Here is a 26,596-nt window from a genome sequence, read left to right on the forward strand (position 1 = left end):
GGCGGATGCCGGTGGCATCCGGAATCAGAAAGCGGGAAGGCCGAGCACCTGGTCGGGGTGCTCGTGGATCATGTACGCGTCGAGGGTGGCCGAGCGATGGCGCCGCGACGCCTTCTCGATCTCGGCGAGCGGGGCGCCGGTCTCGATGAGAACGAGGATGTTCTCGTGCTCGCGCACCGATTCGGCGGCGCGTCCGGGCACGAAGCTGAACGTCGAGTCGCGCAGGTGCCCGAGCCGTGCCCACTCGGCCTGCACCAGCTCGAGCATGCGCGGGTTGGCGCACTTCTCGAACAGGATGGCGTGGAACTCCTGGTTCAACGCGGTGAAGGCGCGGGGATCGAAGTGCTCGAGCGTCTCGACCATGAGCTCGTTCACCTGCCGCGCGCGACGCACGTCGTCGGTGGCGAGCGCCCGGGCCGACAGGGCGGTCGCCGCCCCCTCGAGCAGGCTCAGCGCCTGCATGCTGAAGCGGTACGCGGTGTCGTCGACCATCGAGACGCGGGCGCCGACGTTGCGCTCGAACATCACGAGTCCCTCGGCCTCGAGCTGACGGATCGCCTCGCGCACCGGCACGACGCTCATGTCGAGCTCGCCGGCGATCGAGCCGAGGACCAGGCGGTAGCCGGGGGTGAACTCCTGCGACGCGATGCGCTGCTTGATCCACTGGTAGGCCTGCTGCGACTTGCTCTTCGTCGCCGGGGTCGTGACGTCTCTCATGAGCGCCCCTCGCTCTCGTAGCGCGCGCGCCATTCGGCGTTCATCGGGAAGAGCCCGTTCACGGGGTGACCGGATGCCACCTGCTGGGCGACCCACGCGTCTTCGGCCTCTTGCGCGAGGGCGGCGTCGACCACCTCTTCGGCGAGGGCGGGAGGAACGACGATGACGCCGTCGCCGTCGCCGACGAGGATGTCGCCGGGCTCGACGGTGGTGCCGCCGCAGCCGACGGCCACGTCGGTCTCCCACGGCACGTGCCGGCGGCCGAGGACCGCGGGGTGGGGGCCGGCGGTGAACACGGGGATGCCGACCGCGGCCACGGCCTCGGCATCGCGGACGCCGCCGTCGGTGACGATCGCGGCGGCCTTGCGGGCGTGCGCGCGGATCGCGAGGATGTCGCCGAGGGTGCCGGATCCGGTCTCTCCGCGCGCCTCGATGACGATGACCTCGCCCTCTTCCACCGCGTCGAACGCGCGCTTCTGGGCGTTCTGGCCGCCGCCGTGCGAGGCGAAGAGGTCTTCGCGGTGGGGGACGAAGCGCAGGGTGCGGGCCGTGCCCACGAACCGGCTGCCCGGGGTCAGCGCGTGGACGCCGTCGATCGTGACGTCGTTGAGGCCGCGCTTGCGCAGCTGTCCACTGAGGGCCGCGACGGGAACGCGCGAGAGCTTGTCGCGGAGGGCGGCGGTGAGGACGGGGGCGGCGGGGACGAGCCCGGCGGCCTCGGCCGACCCCCACGCCTCGGTGCGCTGGGTGTCGTCCACCGCGGGCAGGGAGCCGAGGGCGGCGTCGAAGGCGCGGTCGCCCTGGACCACCGCGGTGCGGAGCCGGCCGGTCGAGAGGGGGCCGGCATCCACCTGCACCTCGACGACCTGGCCCGGCGTGACCACCGACGAGCCCGCGGGGGTGCCGGTGAGGATGACGTCGCCCGTTTCGAGGGTGAAGTGCTGAGACAGGTCGGCGACGATCTGGGTGAGGGGGAAGAGCACCCCCGCGGTCGAGTCGTCTTGCACGAGCTCGCCGTCGACCCAGGTGCGCAGGCGCAGGGCGGCGGGATCGACGTCGCGGGCGTCGATCAGCGCGGGACCGAGGGGGGTGTAGCCGTCGCCGCCCTTGGAGCGGACGTTCGACCCCTTGTCGTTCGCGCGCAGGTCGTACAGACCGAAGTCGTTCGCGGCGGTGACGGATGCCACGTGCGCCCAGGCGGCATCCGGAGTCACCCATCGGGCGGGCTTGCCGATCACGAGCGCGATCTCGCCCTCGAAGGCGAGGAGTTCGGTGCCGGCGGGGCGCACGATCTCGGATCCGGAGGCGGCGAGCGAGCTCGACGGCTTGAAGAAGTACGACGGGGCGGCCGGGCGGCGGCCGCGCTGGTCAGCGCGGGACGTGTAAGAGAGGTGGACGGCCACGATCTTTCCCGGGCGGCCGCCGAGGGCGGTGAACCGGGGGTCAGCGGTGTCGTTCATGGAGCTCCCTTGCGTCGTATCCGAAATCGTATACGATGACGAACGCCCCAGCAACACCACGCCTCGTCACCGACGACGACGTCCCGGGGCCCGACGATGACGTCTCGAAGGAGTCCCCATGTCCCGCTCTCAGCCGCCGGGCTTCACGCCCACCGGCACGATCTCCACCACGAATGACCGCCGCCGCGTGGTCTTCGCCACCGTTGTCGGCACCACCGTCGAGTGGTACGACTTCTTCCTCTACGCCTCGGCCGCGGGCCTGGTCTTCGGCCAGCTGTTCTTCGCGCCCGCCGGCCCCGGCATCGCGCAGATCCTGGCGTTCCTCACCGTGGGTCTGAGCTTCCTGTTCCGGCCCCTCGGCGCCTTCCTCGCCGGCCACCTCGGCGACAAGTACGGTCGCCGCGTCGTGCTCATGCTGACCCTGATCATGATGGGCGCCTCGACCACGCTCATCGGCGTGCTGCCCACCTACGAGGTGATCGGCGTCGCCGCCCCCGTGCTGCTGATCCTGCTGCGCGTACTGCAGGGCATCTCGGCCGGTGGCGAGTGGGGTGGCGCGGTGCTCATGGCCGTCGAGCACGCCCCCAAGACCAAGCGCAGCCTGTTCGGCGCCTCGCCGCAGCTCGGCGTGCCCCTCGGCCTGCTGCTCGCGAGCGGCATGCTCGGGCTGATGGCCCTGATCGCCCCCGGCGACGCGTTCTTCGCGTGGGGATGGCGCGTGCCGTTCCTGCTGTCGTTCGTGCTGATCCTCGTCGGCTACTACGTGCGCCGGAAGGTCGAGGAGAGCCCGGTGTTCGTCGAACTCGCCGAGCGCAAGGAGCAGACCCGCATGCCGATCGTGCAGCTGTTCCGCAAGCACTCGCTGCTCGTGCTCATCGCCGCGTTCGTCTTCGCCGGCAACAACGCCGTGGGCTACATGACCACCGGTGGGTACATCCAGCGCTACGCGACCAACCCCGACGGTCCCCTCGGTCTCGCGACCGCCGACGTGCTCGGCGCCGTGACCCTGTCGGCGGTGACCTGGCTCATCTTCACGTGGCTCGGCGGGTGGCTGGGCGACAAGATCGGCCGCCGCAAGACGTACATCATCGGATGGATCTCGATGCTCGTGGCGATCGTGGCGCTGTTCCCGCTCGTCAACTCCGGCAGCATCGTGCTGCTGACGGTCGGCCTCATGCTGCTCACGGTCGGCCTCGGCCTGACCTACGGCCCCCAGGCCGCGCTGTACGCCGAGCTGTTCCCGGCATCCATCCGCTTCTCGGGCGTCTCGATCGCCTACGCTCTCGGCGCCATCCTCGGCGGAGCGTTCGCCCCGACCATCGCGACGGCACTCGTGGAGCAGACCGGAACGACCGTGTCGGTGACGGTGTACCTGGCGATCATGGCGGTGCTGGGCCTCGTCGCGACGCTGCTGCTGCGCGACCGCAGCGGCATCCCCCTCGGCCCCGACCACGAGGCCGAGCAGGAGGTCAGCCCGATCCGCGGGCTCTCGCGCGTCTGACCCGGTGAGAGAACGGCCTCGTCGCGCACAGCCGCGGCGGGGCCGTTCGTCGTGCGGGTGCGAGGGAGCGGTCGCCGGATCGCGCAGGGTGCGGCTCACAGCAGCGCCGCCAGGGCCATCAGCGCGGTCGATCCACCCATCGCGGCATGGTGCGCGCGATCCGCGCGTGATCCGCTCAGCGCCCGGTGCGCTGAAGCGACGACGTGCGCGACGGCGAGGGCCACGCAGAGCCACACCAGGGTCGCGGAGCCGACAGTCATCCCGCCGTGGGCGTGGGCGGCGGCGGGGGCGGCGCCCGGGTCGCCGTGCGTGGTCGACGCGATCAGGGCGGCCATGACGACGAGCCCTACAGGGGTGTGGATGCCGTGACCGCCGCGCCCCGAGCGCAGCCGGCGCCCCGCGCTCACGACGAGCGCGACCCCGAGGAGGACGGCCGCCCAGACGATGGGAGGGGCCGCGTGCAGGACGGCGGAATCGATCATCGCGGCGGTCATGAGCGCCGACGTGGCGACCCGCTCTCGACGCTCCGCCGGGGGACCCGATCTCGCGCAGCACGCAGCGATCCCCGAGCAGAAGAGGGCGGCGCCGTGCGTCAGGACCTCCATCGTCATCGCGCGCCCTCGACCCGCGCGCCCTCGACCCGCGCGCCCGACGGCAGAACCGGGGTCCCATGTCGTCGGATTCTGCGCATGACGCGAGCGTAGGAAGAGGGGCGCCCCGGCGACAGGGATGAGGATCGATCGTGCGCGCACAGCACATTCGCGTGCACGGGTGGGCGAGGGGTCGCGACGTCCGTGCGCGGCGGCACGGCTCCTGCGGAATAGCTCTGCTTCTGGCCGGGGACCGTGACGTCAGCGACCGCCGACGCGTCGAGAGGACATCTGCCTCACCCGGAAAAGGTCGAGGGAACCATGTACACCGAGTCGGATGGCATCCGTGAGACCAGGAGGCTCGGACACGCGCGCTCGTCGGCTCCGGCGACGGAGGGTGGGGAGGAACCCGTGAACGTCACGGTCACTCCGTAACAGGTGAAGTACGCCGAGGACTCCCACGGCAGCCGGGCTCGCTGGCCGGGGGGACCGGGGCGCTCTCCCGACGAGAGGAAGACCCGGAAGGCGACCGCGTTCGTGTGCTCCTCGATGTCGTGGATGACCAGAGTGGGTCGGGAGAAGTCCAGGGCGTCCGCCCCCTCCGGGCTGCCATCCCATCGGTCGCCGTCGAGCGCGTCGAGAAGGGCCGTGACTGAGCCGGCCGTCGGTGAGTACAGCGCCCTGTCGAAGGGGTCCTCGACCGATGCCACCTGGCGCCAGAGGACGCCGTCCACGTCGGGGCCGTTCTCGTACTGGTGCCGAGCCCAGAGGTATGAGCCGGCCAAGACGACGGGGCCCATGATCAGGACACCGCACACCACCGTGATCCACCAGACGCGAGGCAACTTTCCCCTCGTCGCGAGGGTGCGCGGTTCGATCACGTGGGTACCCGGCGCATCAGCAGGCCCGCCGCGAGAACGACGACCCCCACGACGAAGATCAACGCTGCCACACCCATCGCGGCGGCGTCGTTCGGGAGCATCGAGCAGCCCGCGGAGGTGTCTTCGTACTCGCAGCTCCGCCACGGCTGGAAGAAGTACAGCACCACCACGGCGCCGCTGATCATCGCGATTGCGGTACCCGAGGCGATCAGGCGCGTTCTGGTCCCCATGCGTCACCACCGTACCGGCGGCCCGCGACGCCGGCGGGCCGGTCCGCCACGGGCGGTCGGCTCCTTGCGGCGTCCGGTCCCTAGATCGCCCGCTCCGGTGTCAGGATGCCGCGGGGATCCAGCGCGGCCTTGATCGCGCGCTGCACGTCGAGGGCCACGGCATCCTGCTGCCAGGGGAGCTCGTGACGCTTGACCGAGCCGATGCCGTGCTCGCCCGAGATGGTGCCGCCGAGCGAGAGCGCCAGGTGCGTGATGTCGTCGATCACCAGCTCCGCGGCGGCGTACTCGGCGGGGCTGTCGCCCGCCTCGACGGTCGGGTGCAGGTTGCCGTCGCCCGCGTGCGCGACGATCGCGATGCGCCGGCCGTGGCGCTGCGCCAGCTCGCCGATGCCGCGGAACACCGTCGCCAGCTGCGAGACCGGCACGCCGACGTCGCACGACACCCGCAGCCCCTGCGCGGTGAGCGCCGGGTTGGCGAGGCGCCGGGCCTCGAGCAGGCTGTCGGAGTCCGAGACCTCGGTCTCGACGGCGCCGTGCGTACGACAGATCGCGGTGATCGCCTCGGCGGCGTCGAGGGCGGTGAGCCCGACGGTCTGACCGACCAGCATGGCCGCGCCGGGGGAGGGGAGGCCGCTCGGGTGGAACGCCTCGATGATCTCGACGCTGCGCGCATCGATCAGCTCGAGCACCTCGGGGGCCGCGGGGCCCGACACGATCGCCGTGACCGCGCGGCCGGCGTCCTCGATGTCGTCGAAGCTCGCGCGGAAGGTGCGGGGCTGCCCCGGCGGCACGGGCTTGAGGCGCACGGTCGCCGCCGTGATCACGCCGAGGGTGCCCTCCGAGCCGCAGAACAGGCTCGTGAGGTCGTAGCCGGTGGTGTTCTTGCGGGTGCGGGCGCCGGTGCGCATGATCCGCCCGTCGGCGAGCACCACCTCGAGGGCGGCCACGACGTCGGTGGTCACGCCGTGGGCGACGCAGCGCAGGCCTCCGGCGTTGGTGGCGATGTTGCCGCCGATCGTCGACCACTGCGCGCTCGCCGGATCGGGCGGGAAGAAGAGGCCGTGCGCGTGGGCGGCGGCATCCAGGTCGGCCGTGACGACGCCCGCCTCGACGTCGGCGAGACGGTTGTCGGCGTCGATCGAGACGATGCGGTCCATCGCCTCCAACGACACCACGAGCCCGCCCGCGTAGGCCACGGCCCCACCGGAGAGCCCGGTGCCCGCGCCGCGGACGGAGACCCGGATGCCGCGGGCGTGCGCCCACGCCAGGGCGGTCGAGACGTCGCCGGTCGAGGTCGCCCGGACCACGGCGATCGGCATGCCCTCGGGTTGTGCGCGCGAGCTGTCGACGGCGTACGCGGCGAGGCTCGCGGGGTCGTCGAGCAGGCGCTCGCCGAGGGCGGCGCGCAGCTCGTCGAGGGCGTCACGCGAGTCATCCGTGCCGCCGCTCGGTGCGTCGAGCCTGTCGCCGGGGTCGCCGGAGCCTCCCGGAGCGGCGAGCCCGACGATGGTCACGAGTTCACCCGGATGATCTCGCGCTGGTACGGCGCGATCACGGTGCCGCTGATGCGCAGGTCGAGCAGCAGGAACGGCCGCTCGGCGGGGTCGCGCCGGGTCCACTCCGCCAGCGCCTCGAGGTCGGCGACCTCGCGCACCACCACTCCCTCGGCGCCGAAGCCGCGCGCGACGGCCGCGAAGTCGACCTCGGGGATGAGCATCGGCTCGCGGGCGAGGCCTTTGAGGCCGTACAGGTTGATCTCGGCGCCGTAGGCGGCGTCGTTCCACACGACGGCGATGCCGTGGCCGGCGGCCGTGCGCACCGCGCTCTCGAGGTCGGCGATGGCCATGAGTCCGCCGCCGTCGCCGGTCGTCAGCACGACGGTGGTGTCGGGGCGCGCCGCGATCGCCCCGGCGACCGAGGGGAAGCCGAGACCGATGGACTGGTATGCGGTGCCGATCATCATGACGCGGTCGGGTGAGGAGACGGGCCAGTACATGTTCGACCAGCCCAGGAAGTGCCCACCGTCCGACACCACGACGCGGTCCTCGGGGAGCAGCTCGCCGATCCGTGCGGCGGCGGAGCGCGGGTCGAGCCGGCCGTCGGGGGCCAGACCCTCGCCGCTCTCCTGCTCGCGCAGCGGCGCCACATCGATGCGGTCGCGCCACCCCGACGACACCGCGCCGCGGGAGCGCAGGCGGTTCCCGATCTCATCGGCCGCCAGCGCGGCATCCGCCCGCACGAACCCGCCCACCTGCGCGTGCGTCGCCGTCGGCGCCACGTCGACCTGGAACACCCGCGTGCCGGGGGCGAAGAGCTCGCCGAAGCGCATCGTGAACTGGTTCAGCCCCGCGCCGAAGACGACGGCCACGTCGGCCTCGCGCACGAGCTCCATCGCGCCCTCGGCGCCGAAGCCCCCCGTGACGCCGAGGTCGTGGGTGGTGTCGGGGAAGATGCCGCGGCCGAGGGCGGTGGATGCCGTGATCGCCCCGGTCAGCGCGGCGAGCTGACCGAGCGCGGGGCCGGCGTCGGCGAGCCAGGCTCCCCGTCCGGCCAGCAGGAAGGGGCGCGCGGCGCCGGCGAGGGCGTCGGCGATGCGGTCGAGTGCGGCGGAGGCCGCGGGTCCCTGCGGGGGCAGGGGGGCGGGGATCGTCACGGTGCCGGCATCCGTCAGCGGCCCCGCTTCGCGCATGACCACGTCGTACGGGATCGCCAGCACGACGGGGACGCGGTACGTGAGGGCGTGCTCGAGGGCGATGAGCACGGTGGCCGAGGCGTCGCGATCGCCGACGGTGTACGTGCGGACCCCGACCGCCGACGCGAGCGCGACCTGGTCGACACCCCAGGGGCGCGGGCCCGACGTGGGCTCGTCGCCGACGACGAGGAGCAGGGGGATGCGCGCCTGGGCCGACTCGGCCAGAGCGGTGAGGGTGTTGGTGAAGCCGGCGCCATAGGTGGCGGTGGCGGCGGCGATGCGCCCCGAGGCGCGATAGTGCGCGTCGGCGGCGACCACTCCGCCGGCCTCGTGCCGCATCGCGGTGAAGGCCGCGTCGGTGTGGCGGTGCAGGGCGTCGAGGAAGTACGCGTTGCCGTTGCCCATCACGCCGAAGACGTGGTCGAGGTGGCGGCCGAGGGTGTGGGCGACGTGCGCGGAGACGATGGGCATGACGAGCCTTTCGCGAAACAGGAACGGGAATGAGCCGTATGTGTCTCGCGCGGTTCTCGCGCTACGTGCCCTTTTTTCGAGCAGCGACGCACGACCTCGTGCGCCTGACGGGAGTGATCATATACGATCCGCGGGCGCTCGGCTCGCTCCGCGCGGCCTCGAGGTGCCGGGCTGAACTAAAGCGCCGAGCGGATCGCGCCGGCCGCAGCCTCGAGTCGCCCCGCGATCGCCGCGTCGTCGAGGTCGGTCGCCACGTGCACGGCGGCGACGGCGGCGGGCTCGCGCCCCTGCACGGCGAGGGGCACCGCCACGGCGCGGAACGTGGGGATCACCTCGTCGTGACTCGTCGCCCAGCCGCGCTCCGCGGCGTCGGCCACCTCCGACGCGAGCCGCGCGTCGACGTCGTCGGGCCACCGGCGCGGGGGGAGCTGCGCGAGGATCGCGCGGCCGGGGGCGCCCCGGGTGACCGGATGCCGTGACCCGGGCCGCTGTGCCACGGCGGTGACCGTGTGCCGGGGCTCGACGCTGACGAGGGTCACGCATTCGTCGTGGTCGAGCACGACGAGGAAGCACGTCATGCCCAGGTCGTTCGCCGCGGCGGTGAGTTCGGGCAGGGCCTCGGCCTGCAGGTCGGCGGCGACGCCCGCGGCGAGGGCCGCCAGGCCCGTTCCCAGGCGCACCGCGCCCGCGGCATCCCGAGAGACGAGCCCGTGGTCTTCGAGCGTGCGCAGCAGTCGGTACGTCACCGAGCGGTGCAGATCGACGCGTTCCGCGAGCTCGTCGATGGTGAGGGGTCGGCGAGCATCGGCGAGCTCTTCGAGCAGGCGGATGCCGCGACTCAGCGTCTGCGAGGCGGGGGAGGAGTCTTGCCGTGGGGGCATGGAGCGGCTAACCTCTCGTTCGATAGCAGAACGCTGCGTTCGAATATAGAACACAAACGGATCTGCCCGCAAGCATCGCGAGGTCGCGGTGCCCCCGACACCGACGTCAGGAGTCTCATGCAGTTCCACCACCACGGTTACGTCTCGGGCGACCCGCGCGTGCAGAACGCCACCGGCACGGGCCTCGACCGCCCGGCGGAGCTCCCCGACGAGGTCGACGTGCTCATCGTCGGCTCGGGTCCCGCCGGCATGCTGCTCGCGGCCCAGATGTCGCAGTTCCCCCAGGTCACGACGCGCCTCATCGAGAAGCGCGAGGGGCGCCTGCCGCTCGGCCAGGCCGACGGCATCCAACCCCGCAGCGTCGAGACGTTCCAGGCGTTCGGCTTCGCCGACCGCATCACCGCCGAGGCGTACAACATCGGCTGGATGAACTTCTGGGCCCCCGACCCCGAGAATCCCGACCGGATCGTGCGCACGACCCGCACCGAGGACTACGGGCTCAAGATCAGCGAGTTCCCCCACCTCATCGTGAACCAGGCGCGCGTGCTCGACTACTTCGCCGAGGCCGCCGCCCAGGGCCCCGCGCGCATCGCGCCCGACTACGGCGTGGAGTTCGTCGGCCTCACGGTCGGCGAGGGCGCGTACCCGGTCGAGGTGACGGTGCGAGACGCCACGGGGGAGCGCACCATCCACGCCAAGTACGTCGCCGGGTGCGACGGTGCCCGCAGTGGCGTGCGCCAGGCCATCGGCCGCCCGCACGTGGGCGCGGCGGCGAAGCACGCCTGGGGCGTCATGGACGTGCTGGTCGAGACCGACTTCCCCGACTGGCGCATCAAGTGCGCGATCAACGCCGCCGCTGGCAACATCCTGCACATCCCGCGCGAGGGCGGATACCTCAGCCGCATGTACATCGACCTCGGCGAGGTCGCCGCCGACGACGATCACCGGGTGCGCCAGACGCCGATCGACGAGGTGATCGCGCGGGCGAACGCCATCCTGCACCCGTACACGATCGACGTGAAACAGGTCGCGTGGAGCAGCGTCTACGAGGTGGGGCACCGGGTGACCGACCGCTTCGTCGACGACGCCGAGACCCCCCGCGTCTTCCTCACCGGCGACGCCTGTCACACGCACAGTGCCAAGGCCGGCCAGGGCATGAACGTCTCGATGCAGGACGGCTTCAACCTCGGCTGGAAGCTCGGGCACGTGCTCACCGGACTCGCGCCCGCGGAGCTGCTGCGCACGTACAACGACGAGCGGCACCCCGTCGCCCAGCAGCTGATCGACTTCGACCGGGAGTGGTCTTCGCTCATGGCGCGCAAGCCCGGCGAGATCACCGACGCCGACGAGCTCGCGACCTACTACCTGGCGACGGCGGAGTTCCCCTCCGGCTTCGGCACGCGCTACGCCCCGTCGCGGATCGTCGCGTCCGAGGCGGCCGAGCAGCTGGCATCCGGGTTCCCCGTCGGTCGGCGCTTCCACAGCGTCGAGGTCGTGCGGGTGTGCGACGGCAACGCCGTGCACCTCGGCCATCACGCGAAGGCCGACGGGCGCTGGCGGATCTACGCCTTCGCGGATGCCGACGGCTCGGCGCTGCGCGACTGGGCCGAGGCCGCGCGCCCGATCGTGGACCGCTTCACCCCCGACGGCGCCGACCTCGACGCGGTGTTCGACGTGAAGGTCGTCTACCCCGGCCGCTGGGAGGACGTGACCGAGGTGCCCTCGCTGTTCCGTCCGCAGTCCGGGCCGCTGGGCCTGACCGACCTCGAGAAGGTGTTCGCCGCCGCGCCCTCGGCGTGGACGAGCGCCGACATCTTCGCCGAGCGGGGAATCGGGGCCGAGGGGGCCGTCGTGGTCGTGCGTCCCGACCAGTACGTGGCGCACGCTCTACCGCTGTCGGCGCCCGAGGGCCTGGAGCGGTTCCTCGAGCGGGCGCTCCTGGCCCCGGACCCCGCGTCTGCACCCCCTCTCGCATAAACGCCGTTCCTGCGCGGAAACGCGTCGGCTGAGCGTTTCTGCGCACGAATGGCGTTTATGCGTGGCGGCCGACGCCCCGGCGGTGGTCGGCGGCCCACCGCCCGACAACACCGAGCCTCCACCGCGGCCATGGCAACACCCTGTTTGTACACGACGTATATCGGCCCCGCCCCGCGGGCTGAGCAGAATGGCGGGGAACCCCGCCCCGATCCAGGAGGACCCATGACCGATTCACGCGAGAGCGAGCTGCTGGCATCCGTACCCACCGGTCTGCTGATCGGCGGCGAATGGCGCGCGGCCACCGGCGGCGAGACCGTCGCCGTGAACGACCCCGCCACGGGCGAGGTCATCCGCGAGATCGCCGACGCCACCGTCGACGACGGGATCGCGGCGATGGATGCCGCGGCCGACGCCTTCCCGTCCTGGGCGGCGACCCCCGCGCGCGAGCGGGCCGAGATCCTGCGCCGCGCCTTCGACCTGCTGCAGGAGCGCAAGGAGGACATCGCGCTGCTGATGACGCTCGAGATGGGCAAGCCCCTCGCCGAGGCGCGCGGTGAGGTCGCCTACGGCGGGGAGTTCCTGCGCTGGTTCAGCGAGGTCACCGCGCACACGCAGGGTCGGTACGGCGCCAACCCCGAGGGCACCGGCCGCATGATCGTGTCGCAGCACCCCGTGGGCCCCTGCTACCTGATCACCCCCTGGAACTTCCCCCTCGCGATGGCGACCCGCAAGATCGCGCCCGCGCTCGCCGCCGGCTGCACGATCGTCATCAAGCCGGCGACCCTCACGCCGCTCACGACGCTCTTCTTCGCGCAGATCCTGCAGGATGCCGGACTGCCGGCGGGCGTGGTCAACGTGATCACCACGACGAACACCGGCCCGGTCTCGGAGCGCATCATCTCGGACCCGCGCCTGCGCAAACTCTCGTTCACCGGCTCCACGCCCGTCGGAGTGAAGCTGCTGCAGCAGGCTGCTCCCGGTGTGCTCCGCACCTCGATGGAGCTCGGCGGCAACGCGCCCTTCGTCGTCTTCGACGACGCCGACCTCGACAAGGCGGTCGAGGGGGCGATGCTCGCGAAGTTCCGCAACATCGGTCAGGCGTGCACGGCCGCCAACCGCTTCATCGTGCAGCGCAGCGTCGTCGAGGAGTTCTCGCGCCGCGTGACCGAGCGCGTGCAGGGCCTCACGATCGGCCGCGGCACCGACGAGGGAGTGCAGATCGGACCCCTGATCGACGACCGCGCCGTCGACAAGGCGCGCACCCTGGTGGGCGATGCCGTCGAGCGCGGCGCCACGGTCACCACGGGTGGGTCGCCCATCGACGGCCTCGGCACGTTCTTCGAGCCCACCGTCGTCACCGACGTGCAGCCGGGCAGTGACATCCTGCGCGAGGAGATCTTCGGCCCCGTGCTCGCGATCGTCCCCTTCGACGACGAGGACGACGCGGTGCGCATCGCCAACGACACCGAGTACGGCCTCGTCTCGTACGTCTTCACCGAGTCGCTCGCGCGCGGCCAGCGCATGATCGACCGCCTCGAGACCGGGATGATGGGCCTCAACGTCGGCGTCGTCTCCAACGCCGCCGCCCCCTTCGGCGGGTGGAAGCAGTCGGGCCTCGGCCGCGAGGGCGGCGACGAGGGCATCCACGAGTACCTGCAGACGAAGTACACGCTCACGGCGAACCCCTACGCCTGATCGGCCGAGCCGAGAACACCGGATGCCACGACCCGGCGCCCCACGAGGGCCGGGGTCGTGGCATCCGTCGTCCTGCCCCTCTCCGACGCGGGCCGAACTCCTGAGTTTCTGCCGGCGTCGGCCGGGCGGGCCAGTCGTGGGCGCGTTGTGAGGCGGGCGGGCGTCGATTTCTCAGGAGTTCGGCCCGGGCCGCCGGGCGCGCGCGTCAGGCGCCGGCGGCGCGGACGCCGGCGGCGCGGACAGATGACGGCGTCTGTGCGAACTCGCGCTTGAACGCGCGGGTGAAGCTGTCGATGTCGAGGAAGCCGCTGCGCCGCGCGGCCTCGCTCACGCTCGCGCCACCGGCCAACAGCGACCGGCTGCGCCGCAGGCGGCAGCTGCGGATGAACGCCGCCGGGGACTCGCCCTCGGTGGCGAACAGTTTCTGCAACGTGCGCACGGCGATGTGGAAGTGGGTGGCCACCCGTTCGGGCGTGAGATCGGGATCGGCCGCGTTCTCGTCGATCCAGAGTCGGATCCCCTCGGCGAGGAGCCGGGGGTCGGTTGCGGGCGTGCGGGTGTCGCGCCCGCGGACGACCGCGCGGAGGAGCCCGACGAGCGCCTCGCCGATCTCCTCCGCCTCATCGTCTCCGGGCTGCTCGATGGACGCGGCGAGCATCGTGAGGGAGCGCAGCTGCGCCGAGTCCGGCAGCTCCACGGCGGTCAGCCCCGCGAAGGTGTGCCCGGTGCGGGTGAGCGTGCGACGGGGGAGCTGCAGCACCACTTCGCTCATCGCCCCGGGGAACGACAGGGCGTAGGGCGAAGCCGCGTCGTACATCACTGCCGATCCGCACCCGAGCTCGGCGGTGCGCTCGTGCTGACGGATCGATCCCCGCCCGCGGCGGTGCAACGAGATGAGCACGTCGTCGCGAGACTGGCTGCGGATGAGGTCCTGATCGCGGAACACCGTCGATGCCTCGCTGACCACCCGGGTCACCCGCACGGCGGGTCCGAGCCTGACCTGCGAGAGGCTGGCGCGGAAGGCCGGTGCCGCCGTGTGCACCCGCAGGGGGACGAAGGCCCCGCTGCACGCGCGCGTCCACTCCGCGACGGAGGAGACGGCCACAGGCGACATGCGGGGATGATACGCCCGGGGCCGCCTCGCCCGCGCGCCGTCGGGTGCGGGCGCCGGACATCGTGCGCGGATCGCCGGATGCCGCGACGCGCCCCGGCACCGGGGCGTGCAACGCCGGGCGGTGTGCGCGCGAAGCCGGGTGCGCGCGCGGCACCCCCTCCTAACGTGTGGGCACCGCGGGGTATCCGACCCCGCTCACCCGAAGGAGTCGTCATGCCCGACTACCGCAAGAGCTTCCGCGCCGCCGCCGTCCAGGCCGAACCCGTCTGGAACGACGTCGACGGGGGCATCGACAAGCTGGAGTCCTACGCCCGCGACGCCCGGGCCGGCGGAGCCGACATCGTCGCGTTCCCCGAGGTGTGGATCCCCGGCTACCCGTGGTTCCTGTGGTTGGACTCCGTGGCGTGGCAGTCGCAGTTCGTCGTGCCGTACGCCGCCAACTCGATCGAGATCGGCAGCCCCGAGTGGCAGCGGCTCGAGGGCATCGCCCGTTCGGTGGGCATCTCCCTCGCATTCGGCTTCAGCGAGCGCGCGGGCGGTTCGCTGTACATGGGGCAGGCGGTGATCGGCGCCGACGGCCGCACCCTCAACACCCGGCGCAAGCTCAAGCCGACGCACGTCGAGCGCACGCAGTTCGGCGACGGCGACGGCTCCGACGTCGTGGTGGTCGACACCCCCGTCGGCCGCGTCGGTTCGCTCAACTGCTGGGAGCACCTGCAGCCCTTGACCAAGTACGCGATGTTCTCGCAGGACGAGCAGTTGCACGTCGCCGCGTGGCCGAGCTTCTCGATCTTCGGCGGTGCGGTCAACGCCCTCGGACCCGAGGTGAACATCGGCGCATCGCGGCAGTACGCCGTCGAGGGGCAGGCGTTCGTCCTCGCCCCCTGTGCCACGGTCGGTCCGGCGGCTCAGGGGCTGTTCGCCGACACCGACGCCAAGCGTGCCATGCTCCCGCTCGGCGGCGGCTACGCCCGCATCTTCGGTCCCGACGGCAGCTCGCTCGCCGACCCGCTCGCGCCCGACGAGGAGGGCATCCTCTTCGCCGACATCGACTACGCGGCCATCCTCGCCGCCAAGAACGCCGCCGACCCGGTGGGGCACTACTCCCGGCCCGACGTCTTCACCCTCCACCACCGCGACACGGGCCGGCTGCCCAAGGTCTCGGCATCCGGTCGCGACATCCCGCCCGCGGCGTCGGTCGAGGCCGACGACCTCGTCGGCGTGGAGTGAACACCTGAACTCCGGATGCCACGACCCCGGCACCCCGTGAGGGCCCGGGCTCGTGGCATCCGCCGCCGTCGGCCGGCGCCGATGCACGACTTCGGCAGAATCAACGATCCGGTCCTCGCGCGCACCGATCGCGCGTCGTTGCCGGAATCGTGCGGACGGCCCGCCTCAGCCGTCGGCGTGACGATCGAGGAACGCGAAGACCTCGGCATCGTCGACGCCCGGGAACATGCCGCGGGGGAGCGGCGAGAACATGTACTGGTGCACTCGGGCGCTCGGCCAGGCCTTGCCCTGCCACCGCTCGGCGGCCTCGGCGTCGGGGCGGCGGCAGCACGATTCGTCGGGGCAGCGTGAGATGCCGCGCGTGCTGGTCTCGCGTCCGCGGAACCACCGGGCGTCGTCGAACGGCACGCCCACGGTGATCGAGAAGTCGCCGGCCGAGGTGCTGCCGGTCTGGGTCGAGCACCAGAAGGTTCCGGCCGGGGTGTCGGTGTACTGGTAGTGCTCGGTGGTGCGGTTGTGCTCGTCGAAGGCCGAGCGCGCAGAGAACTTCTTGCACACGATCTGCCCCTCGACCGACCCGGTGACGTCGGTGGGCAGGGGGAGGCCGTCGTTCTCGTACACGCGCGAGATCGCCCCGTCGCCGTCGACGCGCATGAAGTGCAGCCGAATGCCGAGGTGCGCCGTCATGAGGTTCGTCATGCGCATGGCCGCCGCCTCGTGGGTCACCCCGAACGCGTCGCGGAAGTCCTCGACGGCGAGGTTGCGGTCGCGCTTCGCCTGCGAGAGGAAGGCGACCGCGCTCGTCTCGGGCATGAGGCAGCACGCGGCGTAGTAGTTGATCTCGAGACGCTGCTGCAGGAAGTCGGCGTAATCGGTGGGCGGGCGGTGCCCCAGCAGGCGGTGCGCCATCGCCTGCAGAGCCATCGAGCGCAGGCCGTGGCCGCCGGGGATCGAGGCCGGCGGCAGGTACACGCGGCCGTTCTCGAGGTCGGTGACCGAACGGGCCGAGTGCGGCAGGTCGCTGACGTAGATGAGCTCGAAGCCCAGCTGCTCGGCCATGATGCTGACCGTGCGGTGCGTGAGGGCCCCCGTGGTGTGTCCGGCGGCCTTGAGCTGCTTCTCGGCGAGGCGCTCGATCTCGGGCAGGTGGTTGTCGGTGGAGCGCATGCGCAGGCGCAGCTCGGTGTTGGCGCGCCGGGCCTCTTCGGGGCTCGCGATCGTCTCGCGCTCGCGGCGCTGGAGTTCCCGGTGCAGGCCCAGCACGGCCTCGATCGTGTCGTCGCTGGTGCCCTTGGTGACCTTCATCGGGGGGATGCCGAGCTGCCGGAAGAACGGACTGGTCTGCGCCCGGTCGAGCTCGATCTCGAGGGCGGCCCGCCGGTTCGGCGGCTCGTTCGACAGCAGCTCGGCGACGTCGGTCTCGGTCGCGCCCGCGATCTGCTGCAGCAGAGACAGCTTGGGTTCGCGTTTGCCGTTCTCGATGAGACTCAGCTGGCTGCCGGCGACTCCGACCATCGCGCCGAGCTCGTCGAGCGTGTATCCCCGGGCGAGGCGGTGGTGCCGGATGCGATGCCCCAGGGTGGTGAGTTCGAACGACGATGCCATTCCTTGACCATATCGAAAGAATGCCGATTCTTGCTGCTGATTTCGCCGGAAAGAACCCGCACGCACCCGCACCATGGAGGAAGACCACCGATTTCGCTCTCAACCGAGGAGAACGACATGGCACTCGCCGACATCTTCAGCTCCACCCCGCGCAACGCCGCGTCCCCCACCCGCGCCCCTCGTGCCGGTCACGGCGTGCGTCCGGCCGTCGAGGGCCCGGGTCTCGCCGCGCTGACCGCGTGGGTCGACCAGGTCGCCGCCCTCACGCAGCCCGACCGCATCCACTGGGTCGACGGCTCGGCCGCCGAGAACGACGCCCTGCTGCGCGAGATGGTCGACGAGGGCAAGCTCATCAAGCTCAACCCCGAGTGGCGTCCGGGTTCGTACCTGGCCCGCTCGCACCCCGGCGACGTCGCCCGTCTCGAGTCGCGCACCTACATCGCCTCCGAGAGCGAAGAGGATGCCGGGCCCACCAACAACTGGATCGCCCCGGCCGAGATCCGCGAGACGTTGAACGGCGTCTTCGAGGGTTCGATGCGCGGGCGCACGATGTACGTCGTGCCCTTCTCGATGGGCGCGGTCGGCGGCCCCCTCAGCCACATCGGCGTGCAGATCACCGACAGCGCCTACGCCGTGGCATCCATCGGTGTGATGACGCGCGTCGGCACGGCCGTCACCGAGCAGATCGCCGCCGGGGCCCCGTGGGTCAAGACCGTGCACTCGGTCGGAGCGCCGCTCGCCGCCGGTCAGGACGACGTCTCGTGGCCCTGCAACGACGAGAAGTACATCGTGCACTTCCCCGACACCCTCGAGGTGTGGTCGTTCGGCTCGGGCTACGGCGGGAACGCGATCCTCGCGAAGAAGTGCTTCGCCCTGCGCATCGCGTCGGTCATCGGCCGCGACGAGGGCTGGCTCGCCGAGCACATGCTGCTCATCCGCGTGATCGACCCGAAGGGCAAGGCGTACCACGTGGCCGCCGCTTTCCCCTCGGCCTGCGGCAAGACCAACCTCGCCATGCTCCGCCCCACCATCCCCGGCTGGCGCGTCGAGACCCTCGGTGACGACATCACCTGGATCCGTCCGGGAGAAGACGGGCGCCTCTGGGCCATCAACCCCGAGGCCGGCTTCTTCGGCGTCGCACCGGGCACGGGCGAGTCGACCAACGTCACCGCCATCGAGACGCTCTGGGGCAACACGATCTTCACCAACGTCGCGCTCCGCCCCGACGGCGACGTCTGGTGGGAGGGACTGACCGACGAGGCGCCCCCGCACCTCACCGACTGGGAGGGCAACCCCTGGACGCCCGCGTCGGGCCGACCCGCCGCGCACCCCAACTCGCGCTTCACCGTCGGTGCCGCCCAGTGCCCGCAGATCGCCGAGGACTGGGAGGCCCCCCAGGGCGTGCCGCTCGACGTCATCCTGTTCGGCGGCCGACGCGCCACGAACGTGCCGCTGGTGGTCGAGGCCACCGACTGGTCGCACGGTGTCTTCATCGGCTCGACGGTGTCGTCCGAGAAGACGGCCGCGCAGGAGGGCACGGTCGGCGAGCTGCGTCGCGACCCCTTCGCCATGCTCCCGTTCTGCGGCTACAACATGGGCGACTACTTCGGCCACTGGCTCTCCGTCGGCCAGAAGCTGCGTTTCGACCGCGCACCGCGCATCTTCCAGGTCAACTGGTTCCGCAAGGGCGACGACGGACGCTTCCTCTGGCCCGGCTTCGGAGACAACGCCCGCGTGATCGACTGGATCATCCGCCGCGTCGACGGGCAGGTCGACGCCGTCGAGAGCCCCATCGGTCGCCTTCCGCGCATCGAGGATCTGCAGCTGTCGGGTCTCGACCTGCCGGCCGCCGACCTCGACGAGCTGTTCTCGATCGACCGCGCTTCGTGGCTCGCCGAGGCCGACCTCACCGAGGAGTTCTACGACACGTTCGGCAGTCACCTTCCGGCCGCCCTGCGCGCCGAGCTCGCCGCGCTCCGCTACCGCTTGCAGCGCGCCTGAACCTCTGCTCGTCCCGCGCCGCGAGACGAGCCCCGACTCCGATGCCCCTCCCGCTCTTGGCGCGCGCGAGGGGCATCGGCATGTGCGCATGACACGCGCCGCGACGGCGCGTAGAGGCCCGGGTCTCGGCACCGACGGAGCACTCGCGCACCGCGCCGCCGCGCGGGCCGGCTACTCTTCCGGCCGAACCGCCGCCCTCACACCAGCAGCTGGTGCTTCGCCAGATCGCGGTAGAGCGGGGTGGATGCCACCAGCTCGCTGTGCGTGCCCTGTCCGACGACCCGGCCGTTCTCGAGCACCACGATCACGTCGCTGTCGACGACGGTCGACAGGCGATGCGCGATGACCAGCAGCGTGCGGTCGGTGGCGACGGCGTCGATGGCCTCGCGCATGCGCTGCTCGTTCACCCCGTCCAGCGACGAGGTCGATTCGTCGAGCAGCAGCACCGGGGGAGCGGCCAGCAGCGCTCGCGCGATCGCGAGGCGTTGACGCTCGCCGCCCGAGAGCATCACGCCGTCCTCACCGACGGGCGCGTCGACGCCCAGCGGATTGCGCTCGAGCACGTCGCCGAGGTTCACGGCGTGCAGCACGCGCTCGCAGTCGGCGTCGGAGGCCGACGGCGAGGCGAGGCGCAGGTTGTCGGCGATGGTGCCGGCGAGCGTCGGGGCGTCCTGCTCGACGTAGCCGAAGCGGGCGCGCAGGGCGTCGCGTCCCAGGTCGCGGGCGTCCACGCCGTCGACGAGGATCGCTCCGCCGGTGGGGTCGTAGAAGCGCTCGACGAGCGAGAGGATCGTGCTCTTGCCGGCGCCCGACGGGCCCACCAGGGCGACGCGCGCCCCGCGGGGCACGGTGAACGACACGCCTCGCAGCACCTCGCGGTCGGTGTCCTCGACCTCGGTGCCGGCGTCGGCGGTGGCGGAGTCGAGGTGCACCTCGGCGAGCACCGAGCGTGCTTCTCTCGCCGCGGCCTCGCGGGCTTCGACGACGTGGTCGGGGTAGCGGAACCGCACGTCGCGGAACTCGATCGCCGCGGCATCCGCCACCGGCGACGCCCCGGCGGCGCGGTCGCCGTCGTCCTCCAGGGGCAGGTCGAGCACCTCTTGGATACGCCCGAGCGCCCCGAGCGCCTGATTGACCGACGTGATGGCCCCGATCGCCGAGGCGAGAGGTTGCACGAGCAGGAACAGGAAGATCACGAACGTCACGAGGGCTGCCACGTCGATGGCTCCGGATGCCACGCGGAACCCGCCGACGCCGAGCACGACGAGCAGCGACACCTGCAGGGCGATCCCCGCGACGGGCACGATGAGGGCCGACACCTTCGCGATGCGCACGCCCGCGGTGTAAGCCTCGGTGGCCGTCTCGGTGACGGTGGCGGTCTCGCGCTCGGTCGCGCCCGCCGCGCGGATGGTGCGGATCGACCCGACCGCGCGCTCGACGCCCGACGACAGCTCGCCGACCTTCTCTTGCTGCACCGCCGATGCCGCGCGGATGCGCGTGCTCAGCCCGACGACCACCGCGATCGAGGCGCCGATCACGACGACGATGAGTCCGAGCAGCAGCGGGTCGATGAAGGCCATGGCGATGACGGCGCCGACCAGGATGAGGGCGTTGCCCACGGCATCCGCGAGTCCCTGTGTGAGCACCGCGTACAGCAGCGTGGTGTCGGTACCCACGCGCGAGACGAGGTCACCCGTGCGGCGTGCGTCGAACTCGCTGATCGGAAGGCGCAGGATGCGGGCGATCAGCCGCCGCCGGCTCGAGTAGACCACGGCGGTGCCGGTGCGCTGCAGCAGGTAGTGCTGGTAGCCCGAGATGAGCGACGACAGCACCACGAAGCCGATGAGCAGCCAGACCAGCGCCCCGAGGGGCACGGTGTTCTGCACGCGTTGGATGACCTCGCCCACCAGCAGCGGCTGCACCAGGGTGGTGGCGGCGCCGAGCACGCTCAAGACGGCGACGACCACGAGGGTGCGCTTGTGCTCGAGAAGGAAGGGCAGCAGCTGCCGGAACGACGCGCGCGGGCCCTGGGGCACGCGGCGGCCGCGCCGACCGCGCGCGGGAGCGGGAACGGACATGCTCACCTCGGGAAGAAGAAAGGGATGCTTCGACCGTACCTCGCGCCACCGACACCGCTCGGCACCTGGTCTCGCCGGTGTACCAAACTCCTGAGATATCGGCCGCTCCCCCCGCGCACGGGTGCCTCCAGGTCCTGAGGAGTCAGGAACTCAGGAGTACGGCCCGCCCGGCCGCCCCGCAACGACGGATGCCACGAGGCCCAGGCCCCGTGGCATCCGTCGTCCGAAGAACCGGCGATTACGGCGCGGTCGCTCCGGCGGCGATGTTGTCGTCGTAGTCGACGTCCTTGGTCTCGGGCGAGAGCACGAGCGCGATGAGCGTCAGCACACCCATGGCCGAGAGGTAGACGCCGACGAGCCACGGGTTTCCGTCGCCGGCCGCCCACAGGGCGACGGCCACGATCGGTGCCAGGGCCGCGCCGAGGATCGACGAGACGTTGTACGAGATCGCCGAGCCCGTGTACCGCACGTTCGTCGGGAACAGCTCGGGGAGCACGGCGCCCATCGGACCGAAGGTCGCGCCCATGAGCAGGAATCCGACGATGAGGAACGACTGCACGAGCACGCGGGTCAACGCGGGGTCGGCGTGCGGCACGAGGAAGAACGAGAACGTCAGGCCGAACACGATGATCGCGAGCGTCACGCCGATCAGCAGGCGCTTGCGTCCGATGCGGTCGGCGATCGGGCCCGACAGCATCGTGAAGATGCCGAAGAACACCACGCCGATGATCTGCATGATCACGAAGTCGGTGTAGCCGAAGCCCAACCCGGGAACGTAGGCGGCGGCATCGAACGGCGTGCCGGCCTTCTCGGCCGCGGCCTGCGCGCCCTCGAGGGTCGCCTTGGTGCCGTACGACAGCGTGAAGCTCGTCATCAGGTAGAACAGCACGTAGGTCGCCAGCATGATGAACGTGCCGAGGATGAGCTGCTTCCAGTTGCGGCGCAGCGCTTCGCCGAGCGGGAACTTCTTGATCGCGCCGGTCTTCTCGGCCTTGGCGAACGACTCGCTCTCGACGAGGCGCAGACGCACCCACAGGCCCACGATCACCATGACGGCCGAGAAGAGGAACGGCACGCGCCAGCCCCACGCGAGGAACTCGGCCGAGCGCTGCGCGGTGCCATCCGGGTGCGGCAGGGCGAAGTTGATGAAGAGGAACACGCCGTTGGCGATGATGAAGCCGATCGGCGCGCCCAGCTGCGGGAAGGTGCCGAACAGCGCGCGCTTGCCCTTCGGGGCGTTCTCGGTCGCGACCAGCGCCGCACCCGACCACTCGCCGCCGAGGGCGAAGCCCTGGGCGAGGCGCATCACCAGCAGCAGGATGGCCGCCCACACGCCGATGTCGTTGAACGTGGGGAGCAGGCCGATGAGGAAGGTCGCGACACCCATCGTCAGCAGGGATGCCACGAGGGTGGCCTTGCGGCCGAACCGGTCGCCGAAGTGGCCGAACACCACCGCGCCGAGGGGACGCGCGACCATGGCCGCGCCGAAGACGCTGAACGACAGCAGGAGCGACGTGGTCTCGTTGCCGGTGGGGAAGAAGAGGATCGGGAAGACGAGCACCGCCGCGGTGGCATACGCGTAGAAGTCGTAGAACTCGATCGTCGTTCCGATGAGGCTCGCGGTGATGACGCGCGAGCGCGGGTTCGCCGGAGCCGAGGAGGAACGGGTGGAGGGGGAAGAGGTGGTCATGACAGCCTGACGGGAGGGTCGATCGTTCGCGTCCGAGGTGGGGCGCAGCGGTGGCGCGGAACGATCGCGGGGGTGTGCGAGATCGAGCGCGCGGCGGGGGCACCGGGAACGTCCCCGTGTGAGGGGCGTGAGGCGAACCAGTCTATGCGTGCGCTGAGCGTTCGTCGGGTTTCGCCTGGCAATGCGTGCCGCCTGTCGCGCGCTCCGAGCCAGATGACACCGTCACCGGCTCACACCGGGGCGCGGAATGTTCACCGGGGCGTCCGTCGACCGCCCCGGTGCACGTTTCGCGCCCCGAACCCGCGCCCGCCCGCCGCGCCGCGCGTCAGCCGCGCAGCTCCCGCAGAACCAGGGCGGTGCGGATCGCCGCGTCGGCGGCCTCCTCGCCCTTGTCCTCCTTCGAACCTTCGAGCCCGGCCCGATCCAGACCCTGCTGCCCGTCGTCGAGGGTCAGCACGCCGAATCCCACGGGCTTGCCCGCGTCGAGGGCGACGCGGGTGAGGCCGTCGGTCGCCGCCGACGACACGAACTCGAAGTGCGGCGTGCCGCCCCGGATGATCACGCCGAGGGCGACGACGGCGTCCGCGCCCCCCTCGAAGGCGGCCCGGGCGGCGACCGGCAGCTCGAAGGAGCCCGGAACCCGCACGACGCGGTACGTCGCACCGGTGGCATCCAGAACGCGCTTCGCGCCCGCGATCAGGCCGTTCGTGATGACCTCGTGCCAGGTGCCCGCGATGACGACGACGTTCAGGTCCGACGCGTCGATGCCGCCGGTCTCGGGTGCTCCACTGCCGGCCATCAGGCGCTCTCTTCCTTCATGTGCGCGAGGGCGTCGCGCAGGTCGTCCTCGGCGATGATGTGACCCATGCGATCCCGCTTGGTCTCGAGGTACTGGTGGTTGTTGGGACCGACGCCCACGAGCAGGGGGACCTGCTCGACGACGTCGAGGCCGAGGGCGCGCAACTGCGACACCTTATCGGTGTTGTTCGTCAGCAGGCGCACCTTGTCGACACCGAGGTCGGTGAGGATGCCGGCGGCGGCGGCGTAATCGCGGGCGTCGGCGGGCAGGCCGAGCGCGAGGTTGGCGTCGACGGTGTCGAGGCCGCGCTCCTGCAGGTTGTACGCGCGCAGCTTGTTGATGAGGCCGATCCCGCGCCCTTCGTGGCCGCGCATGTAGATGACGATGCCGCCGTCGCGGTCGATCGTGTCGAGGGCGGCGTCGAGCTGCGGGCCGCACTCGCACTTCAGCGAACCGAAGGCTTCACCGGTCAGGCACTCGGAGTGCACCCGCACGAGCGGGGCCGCCTCGGTCAGGTCGCCCGAGACGACGGCGAGGTGGTCGGTCCCGGTGACGCGGTCCTTATAGGCGAGGAAGCGGAACGTGCCGTGCGAGGTGGGCACGTTCGACTCCGCCCGCAAGCTCACCCGGCGCCGCGCGGGAGCGGTGACCGGCAGCGGGTCGGTCTCGTTCAGGTAGCCGATGAGCTGCTCGATGGTGATGACCGGGATGCCGTCGCGCTCGCCGAGCTCGAAGAGTCCGGGCAGGCGCATCATGCTGCCGTCCTCGGCGACGACCTCGGCGATCGCGCCGACCGGCTCGAGGCCCGCGAGGCGCATGAGGTCGACGGCGGCCTCGGTGTGACCGGCGCGCTCGCGCACACCGCCGTCGACGGCCCGCAGCGGCAGCACGTGCCCCGGGCGGATGACGCTGGTCGGCACCGACGCGGGGTCGGCGAGCACGTTGAGCGTGCGCGCGCGGTCCGAGGCGCTGATGCCGGTGGTCACGCCGGAGGCGGCGTCGACGCTCACGGTGTACGCGGTGCCCCGGGCGTCTTCGTTCACCGCCACCATGGGCGGCAGATCCAGGCGGTCGGCCCACTCGCCCGGCATGGGGGCGCAGACGTATCCGCTCGACCAGCGGACGGTCCAGGCGAGGGCCTCGGGGGTCGCGAGCTGGGCCGACAGGATCACGTCGCCCTCGTTCTCGCGGTCCTCATCGTCGGCGACCAGGATCGGTCGGCCCTGACGCAGGGCCTCCAGGGCCTTGGGGATGGTGGACAGGCTCATGCGGAGCCCCTCTCGGTCGATGCGGCGGCAGCCGCGGGATTCTCGGTCGTACGGAAGGCGAGCATGCGCTGCACGTGGCGCGCGAGGATGTCGGTCTCGAGGTTGACGGGCGTGCCGGCCTCGGCGCGGCCCAGCGTCGTCGCCTCGAGCGTCTCGGGGATGAGCGAGACCTCGAGCCACGGGTCGGACTCCGCGGCGTCGCTGACCGCGCTGACGGTGAGCGAGACGCCGTCGATCGCGATGGAGCCCTTGTCGACGACCAGGGGGGCGAGGGGAGCCGGGATGCCGACCCGCACGACGCTCCACTGCGCGCCCGGACGCACCTCGCGCACCACCCCGGTGCCGTCGATATGGCCCTGCACGATGTGACCGCCCAGGCGCCCGTGTGCGGCGGTGGCGCGCTCGAGGTTGACGGCGAGACCGGGGGCGACGCCGGCCAGCGTGGACATGTCGAGCGTCTGCTTCATGACGTCGGCGGTGAACCAGTCGTCGCCCTGGTCGACGACGGTGAGGCACACGCCGCTGACCGAGATCGAGTCGCCGTGGCCGGCATCCGATACCGACAGCGGCGCGCGCAGCGTCAGCCGCACCCCGTCGCCCGAGGGCTCCACGGCGGTGACGGCGCCGATCTCTTCCACGATTCCGGTGAACATCAGGATTGTCCCTCTCGATCAGAGCTGGGGTGGGCGACGATCAGCAGGTCGTCGCCGAGGTTCTGGATGGATGCCACGCTCAACCGCCGGGCGTCGGCGATGGTCGGCACGCCCACGTCGCCGAGCGCGAGGCGCGATCCGCCGAGCAGCACGGGGGCGACGTAGACGAGCAGCTCGTCGGCGAGGCCCGCGCCGACGACCGCGCTCGCGAGCGTCGGACCGCCCTCGACGAACACCCGCTGGACGCCTCGCGCGCCGAGGTCGGCCATCACGGCGGCCACATCGTGGGTCGCGTAGAACAGGGGCTCCCGCGGGTGGCGGCGCACCGCGGCATCCGGGGCCGTTTCGCGTCGTCCGACGATCACGGGCGTGGGCTGCGCGTCGAGCAGCGAACCGTCGTCGGCGCGGGCGGTGAGGGCGGGATCGTCGGCGTGCACGGTGCCGGTTCCGGCGACGATCGCGTCGGCGGCCGCGCGTCGCGCGTGCACGTCTCGCCGGGCGGCGGGGCCGGTGATCCACTGGCTCGTGCCGTCGTCGGCGGCGGCGCGACCGTCGAGGCTCTGCGCCCACTTCACCGTGACGTGCGGGCGGCCGGTGCGCACGAGGGCGGTCCAGTCGTGCACGACGGACTCGGCGGCATCGCGCTCGATCCCGGACTCGACGTCGACGCCCGCCCGGCGCAAGCGATCGGCTCCGCCCGAGGCGGCGTCGGTGGGGTCGTCGAGCGCGTAGACGACGCGGGTCACACCGGCCTCGATGAGGGCGAGCGCGCACGGACCGGTGCGACCGGTGTGATTGCACGGCTCGAGGGTCACCACGGCGGTCGCGCCGCGGGCCGCGCCCGGGGCGAGCTGCGAGAGCGCGTCGACCTCGGCGTGCGCGGTCCCCGCGCCACGATGGAAGCCCTCCGCCAGCACCTCGCCGGCGGGGGAGAGGATCACGGCGCCCACCTGGGGGTTCAGCCCGCGCGGGCCGCGCCGGGCGAGCTGCAGCGCTCGCCTCATGGCGTCGATCTCGACGGCGGATGCCATTGCCTTGTCCTTCCCGCGAAGTCGGGGCAGGG

21 protein-coding genes are annotated in these 26,596 nt (G+C 71.7%); 5 read left to right on the forward strand and 16 right to left on the reverse strand.

Features of this window, described 5'->3' with window-relative positions; genetic code table 11:
- Positions 1 to 24: 24 nt before the first annotated feature.
- Positions 25 to 717, reverse strand: a complete 693-nt coding sequence (locus tag IFR11_RS08590) for a GntR family transcriptional regulator (protein WP_191915862.1) — start codon at positions 715 to 717, stop codon at positions 25 to 27.
- Positions 714 to 2,177, reverse strand: coding sequence for a fumarylacetoacetate hydrolase family protein (locus IFR11_RS08595; protein ID WP_191915863.1), 1,464 nt, complete (start codon positions 2,175 to 2,177; stop codon positions 714 to 716). The genes IFR11_RS08590 and IFR11_RS08595 overlap by 4 nt, the downstream gene beginning before the upstream one ends.
- Before the next feature lie 118 nt (positions 2,178 to 2,295).
- Here IFR11_RS08595 and IFR11_RS08600 point away from each other — a divergent pair, with 118 nt between their 5' ends.
- Complete coding sequence (locus tag IFR11_RS08600) at positions 2,296 to 3,678, forward strand: MFS transporter (protein ID WP_191915864.1); 1,383 nt, start codon at positions 2,296 to 2,298, stop codon at positions 3,676 to 3,678.
- A 95-nt stretch (positions 3,679 to 3,773) separates the two neighbouring features.
- Here the strand turns inward: IFR11_RS08600 and IFR11_RS08605 are convergent, their stop codons facing one another.
- From IFR11_RS08605 to IFR11_RS08630, 6 genes are all read right to left on the reverse strand, one after another.
- Complete coding sequence (locus IFR11_RS08605; protein ID WP_191915865.1) at positions 3,774 to 4,289, reverse strand: hypothetical protein; 516 nt, start codon at positions 4,287 to 4,289, stop codon at positions 3,774 to 3,776.
- 275 nt (positions 4,290 to 4,564) lie between these two features.
- Positions 4,565 to 5,068 carry a hypothetical protein gene (locus tag IFR11_RS08610; RefSeq protein ID WP_192040413.1) on the reverse strand — a complete coding sequence of 168 codons (504 nt, stop codon included), beginning with the start codon at positions 5,066 to 5,068 and terminating at the stop codon, positions 4,565 to 4,567.
- A 77-nt stretch (positions 5,069 to 5,145) separates the two neighbouring features.
- Positions 5,146 to 5,379: a hypothetical protein gene (locus tag IFR11_RS08615; protein WP_191915867.1), complete on the reverse strand. Its 234-nt coding sequence runs from the start codon at positions 5,377 to 5,379 to the stop codon at positions 5,146 to 5,148.
- 80 nt (positions 5,380 to 5,459) lie between these two features.
- Entirely contained in the window at positions 5,460 to 6,893 is a 1,434-nt protein-coding gene (locus IFR11_RS08620; protein WP_342030271.1) for an FAD-binding oxidoreductase, read from the reverse strand.
- Complete coding sequence (locus tag IFR11_RS08625) at positions 6,890 to 8,542, reverse strand: thiamine pyrophosphate-binding protein (RefSeq protein WP_191915868.1); 1,653 nt, start codon at positions 8,540 to 8,542, stop codon at positions 6,890 to 6,892. The genes IFR11_RS08620 and IFR11_RS08625 overlap by 4 nt, the downstream gene beginning before the upstream one ends.
- Before the next feature lie 176 nt (positions 8,543 to 8,718).
- Positions 8,719 to 9,423 (reverse strand): IclR family transcriptional regulator, encoded by a 705-nt coding sequence (locus IFR11_RS08630; RefSeq protein ID WP_191915869.1) that lies wholly within the window; start codon positions 9,421 to 9,423, stop codon positions 8,719 to 8,721.
- 117 nt (positions 9,424 to 9,540) lie between these two features.
- Here IFR11_RS08630 and IFR11_RS08635 point away from each other — a divergent pair, with 117 nt between their 5' ends.
- Positions 9,541 to 11,400, forward strand: a complete 1,860-nt coding sequence (locus IFR11_RS08635; RefSeq protein WP_191915870.1) for an FAD-dependent monooxygenase — start codon at positions 9,541 to 9,543, stop codon at positions 11,398 to 11,400.
- A gap of 222 nt (positions 11,401 to 11,622) precedes the next feature.
- On the forward strand, positions 11,623 to 13,095 hold the full coding sequence (locus IFR11_RS08640) for an NAD-dependent succinate-semialdehyde dehydrogenase (protein WP_191915871.1): 1,473 nt from the start codon (positions 11,623 to 11,625) through the stop codon (positions 13,093 to 13,095).
- Between the two features lie 205 nt (positions 13,096 to 13,300).
- Here the strand turns inward: IFR11_RS08640 and IFR11_RS08645 are convergent, their stop codons facing one another.
- Positions 13,301 to 14,209, reverse strand: a complete 909-nt coding sequence (locus IFR11_RS08645) for a helix-turn-helix domain-containing protein (RefSeq protein ID WP_191915872.1) — start codon at positions 14,207 to 14,209, stop codon at positions 13,301 to 13,303.
- A gap of 213 nt (positions 14,210 to 14,422) precedes the next feature.
- Here IFR11_RS08645 and IFR11_RS08650 point away from each other — a divergent pair, with 213 nt between their 5' ends.
- Entirely contained in the window at positions 14,423 to 15,439 is a 1,017-nt protein-coding gene (locus IFR11_RS08650) for a carbon-nitrogen hydrolase family protein (RefSeq protein ID WP_191915873.1), read from the forward strand.
- A 165-nt stretch (positions 15,440 to 15,604) separates the two neighbouring features.
- On the opposite strand, the gene IFR11_RS08655 is transcribed toward IFR11_RS08650, so the two are convergent.
- Positions 15,605 to 17,044, reverse strand: a complete 1,440-nt coding sequence (locus IFR11_RS08655; protein WP_191915874.1) for a helix-turn-helix transcriptional regulator — start codon at positions 17,042 to 17,044, stop codon at positions 15,605 to 15,607.
- Between the two features lie 117 nt (positions 17,045 to 17,161).
- On the opposite strand from IFR11_RS08655, the gene IFR11_RS08660 reads away from it, so the two are divergent.
- Entirely contained in the window at positions 17,162 to 19,045 is a 1,884-nt protein-coding gene (locus IFR11_RS08660; RefSeq protein WP_191915875.1) for a phosphoenolpyruvate carboxykinase (GTP), read from the forward strand.
- A gap of 197 nt (positions 19,046 to 19,242) precedes the next feature.
- On the opposite strand, the gene IFR11_RS08665 is transcribed toward IFR11_RS08660, so the two are convergent.
- The 6 genes from IFR11_RS08665 to ribD form a co-directional block, all read right to left on the reverse strand.
- Entirely contained in the window at positions 19,243 to 21,123 is a 1,881-nt protein-coding gene (locus tag IFR11_RS08665) for an ABC transporter ATP-binding protein (RefSeq protein WP_191915876.1), read from the reverse strand.
- A gap of 238 nt (positions 21,124 to 21,361) precedes the next feature.
- Positions 21,362 to 22,813 (reverse strand): MFS transporter, encoded by a 1,452-nt coding sequence (locus IFR11_RS08670; RefSeq protein ID WP_191915877.1) that lies wholly within the window; start codon positions 22,811 to 22,813, stop codon positions 21,362 to 21,364.
- Between the two features lie 325 nt (positions 22,814 to 23,138).
- Entirely contained in the window at positions 23,139 to 23,612 is a 474-nt protein-coding gene (ribH, locus tag IFR11_RS08675) for a 6,7-dimethyl-8-ribityllumazine synthase (RefSeq protein ID WP_191915878.1), read from the reverse strand.
- Complete coding sequence (gene ribA, locus IFR11_RS08680) at positions 23,612 to 24,880, reverse strand: GTP cyclohydrolase II (protein WP_191915879.1); 1,269 nt, start codon at positions 24,878 to 24,880, stop codon at positions 23,612 to 23,614. Before ribA ends, ribH begins: the two co-directional genes overlap by 1 nt.
- Positions 24,877 to 25,533, reverse strand: coding sequence for a riboflavin synthase (locus IFR11_RS08685; protein WP_191915880.1), 657 nt, complete (start codon positions 25,531 to 25,533; stop codon positions 24,877 to 24,879). The genes ribA and IFR11_RS08685 overlap by 4 nt, the downstream gene beginning before the upstream one ends.
- On the reverse strand, positions 25,533 to 26,564 hold the full coding sequence (gene ribD, locus IFR11_RS08690) for a bifunctional diaminohydroxyphosphoribosylaminopyrimidine deaminase/5-amino-6-(5-phosphoribosylamino)uracil reductase RibD (protein WP_191915881.1): 1,032 nt from the start codon (positions 26,562 to 26,564) through the stop codon (positions 25,533 to 25,535). Before ribD ends, IFR11_RS08685 begins: the two co-directional genes overlap by 1 nt.
- Positions 26,565 to 26,596: the final 32 nt, after the last annotated feature.

Source organism: Microbacterium sp. CFBP 8801 (assembly GCF_014839455.1).
GTDB lineage: Bacteria > Actinomycetota > Actinomycetes > Actinomycetales > Microbacteriaceae > Microbacterium.

What these genes read in the sequence shown, in the direction of transcription:
- IFR11_RS08625 (WP_191915868.1), bottom strand. Translation starts at nt 8,542, where the DNA reads ATGCCCATCGTCTCCGCGCACGTCGCCCACACCCTCGGCCGCCACCTC.
- IFR11_RS08655 (WP_191915874.1), bottom strand. Translation starts at nt 17,044, where the DNA reads ATGGCATCGTCGTTCGAACTCACCACCCTGGGGCATCGCATCCGGCAC.
- IFR11_RS08685 (WP_191915880.1), bottom strand. Translation starts at nt 25,533, where the DNA reads ATGTTCACCGGAATCGTGGAAGAGATCGGCGCCGTCACCGCCGTGGAG.
- IFR11_RS08660 (WP_191915875.1), top strand. Translation starts at nt 17,162, where the DNA reads ATGGCACTCGCCGACATCTTCAGCTCCACCCCGCGCAACGCCGCGTCC.
- IFR11_RS08665 (WP_191915876.1), bottom strand. Translation starts at nt 21,123, where the DNA reads ATGTCCGTTCCCGCTCCCGCGCGCGGTCGGCGCGGCCGCCGCGTGCCC.
- ribH (WP_191915878.1), bottom strand. Translation starts at nt 23,612, where the DNA reads ATGGCCGGCAGTGGAGCACCCGAGACCGGCGGCATCGACGCGTCGGAC.
- ribA (WP_191915879.1), bottom strand. Translation starts at nt 24,880, where the DNA reads ATGAGCCTGTCCACCATCCCCAAGGCCCTGGAGGCCCTGCGTCAGGGC.
- ribD (WP_191915881.1), bottom strand. Translation starts at nt 26,564, where the DNA reads ATGGCATCCGCCGTCGAGATCGACGCCATGAGGCGAGCGCTGCAGCTC.
- IFR11_RS08600 (WP_191915864.1), top strand. Translation starts at nt 2,296, where the DNA reads ATGTCCCGCTCTCAGCCGCCGGGCTTCACGCCCACCGGCACGATCTCC.
- IFR11_RS08630 (WP_191915869.1), bottom strand. Translation starts at nt 9,423, where the DNA reads ATGCCCCCACGGCAAGACTCCTCCCCCGCCTCGCAGACGCTGAGTCGC.
- IFR11_RS08645 (WP_191915872.1), bottom strand. Translation starts at nt 14,209, where the DNA reads ATGTCGCCTGTGGCCGTCTCCTCCGTCGCGGAGTGGACGCGCGCGTGC.
- IFR11_RS08650 (WP_191915873.1), top strand. Translation starts at nt 14,423, where the DNA reads ATGCCCGACTACCGCAAGAGCTTCCGCGCCGCCGCCGTCCAGGCCGAA.
- IFR11_RS08670 (WP_191915877.1), bottom strand. Translation starts at nt 22,813, where the DNA reads ATGACCACCTCTTCCCCCTCCACCCGTTCCTCCTCGGCTCCGGCGAAC.
- IFR11_RS08595 (WP_191915863.1), bottom strand. Translation starts at nt 2,177, where the DNA reads ATGAACGACACCGCTGACCCCCGGTTCACCGCCCTCGGCGGCCGCCCG.
- IFR11_RS08635 (WP_191915870.1), top strand. Translation starts at nt 9,541, where the DNA reads ATGCAGTTCCACCACCACGGTTACGTCTCGGGCGACCCGCGCGTGCAG.
- IFR11_RS08640 (WP_191915871.1), top strand. Translation starts at nt 11,623, where the DNA reads ATGACCGATTCACGCGAGAGCGAGCTGCTGGCATCCGTACCCACCGGT.
- IFR11_RS08605 (WP_191915865.1), bottom strand. Translation starts at nt 4,289, where the DNA reads ATGACGATGGAGGTCCTGACGCACGGCGCCGCCCTCTTCTGCTCGGGG.
- IFR11_RS08615 (WP_191915867.1), bottom strand. Translation starts at nt 5,379, where the DNA reads ATGGGGACCAGAACGCGCCTGATCGCCTCGGGTACCGCAATCGCGATG.
- IFR11_RS08610 (WP_192040413.1), bottom strand. Translation starts at nt 5,068, where the DNA reads ATGGGCCCCGTCGTCTTGGCCGGCTCATACCTCTGGGCTCGGCACCAG.
- IFR11_RS08590 (WP_191915862.1), bottom strand. Translation starts at nt 717, where the DNA reads ATGAGAGACGTCACGACCCCGGCGACGAAGAGCAAGTCGCAGCAGGCC.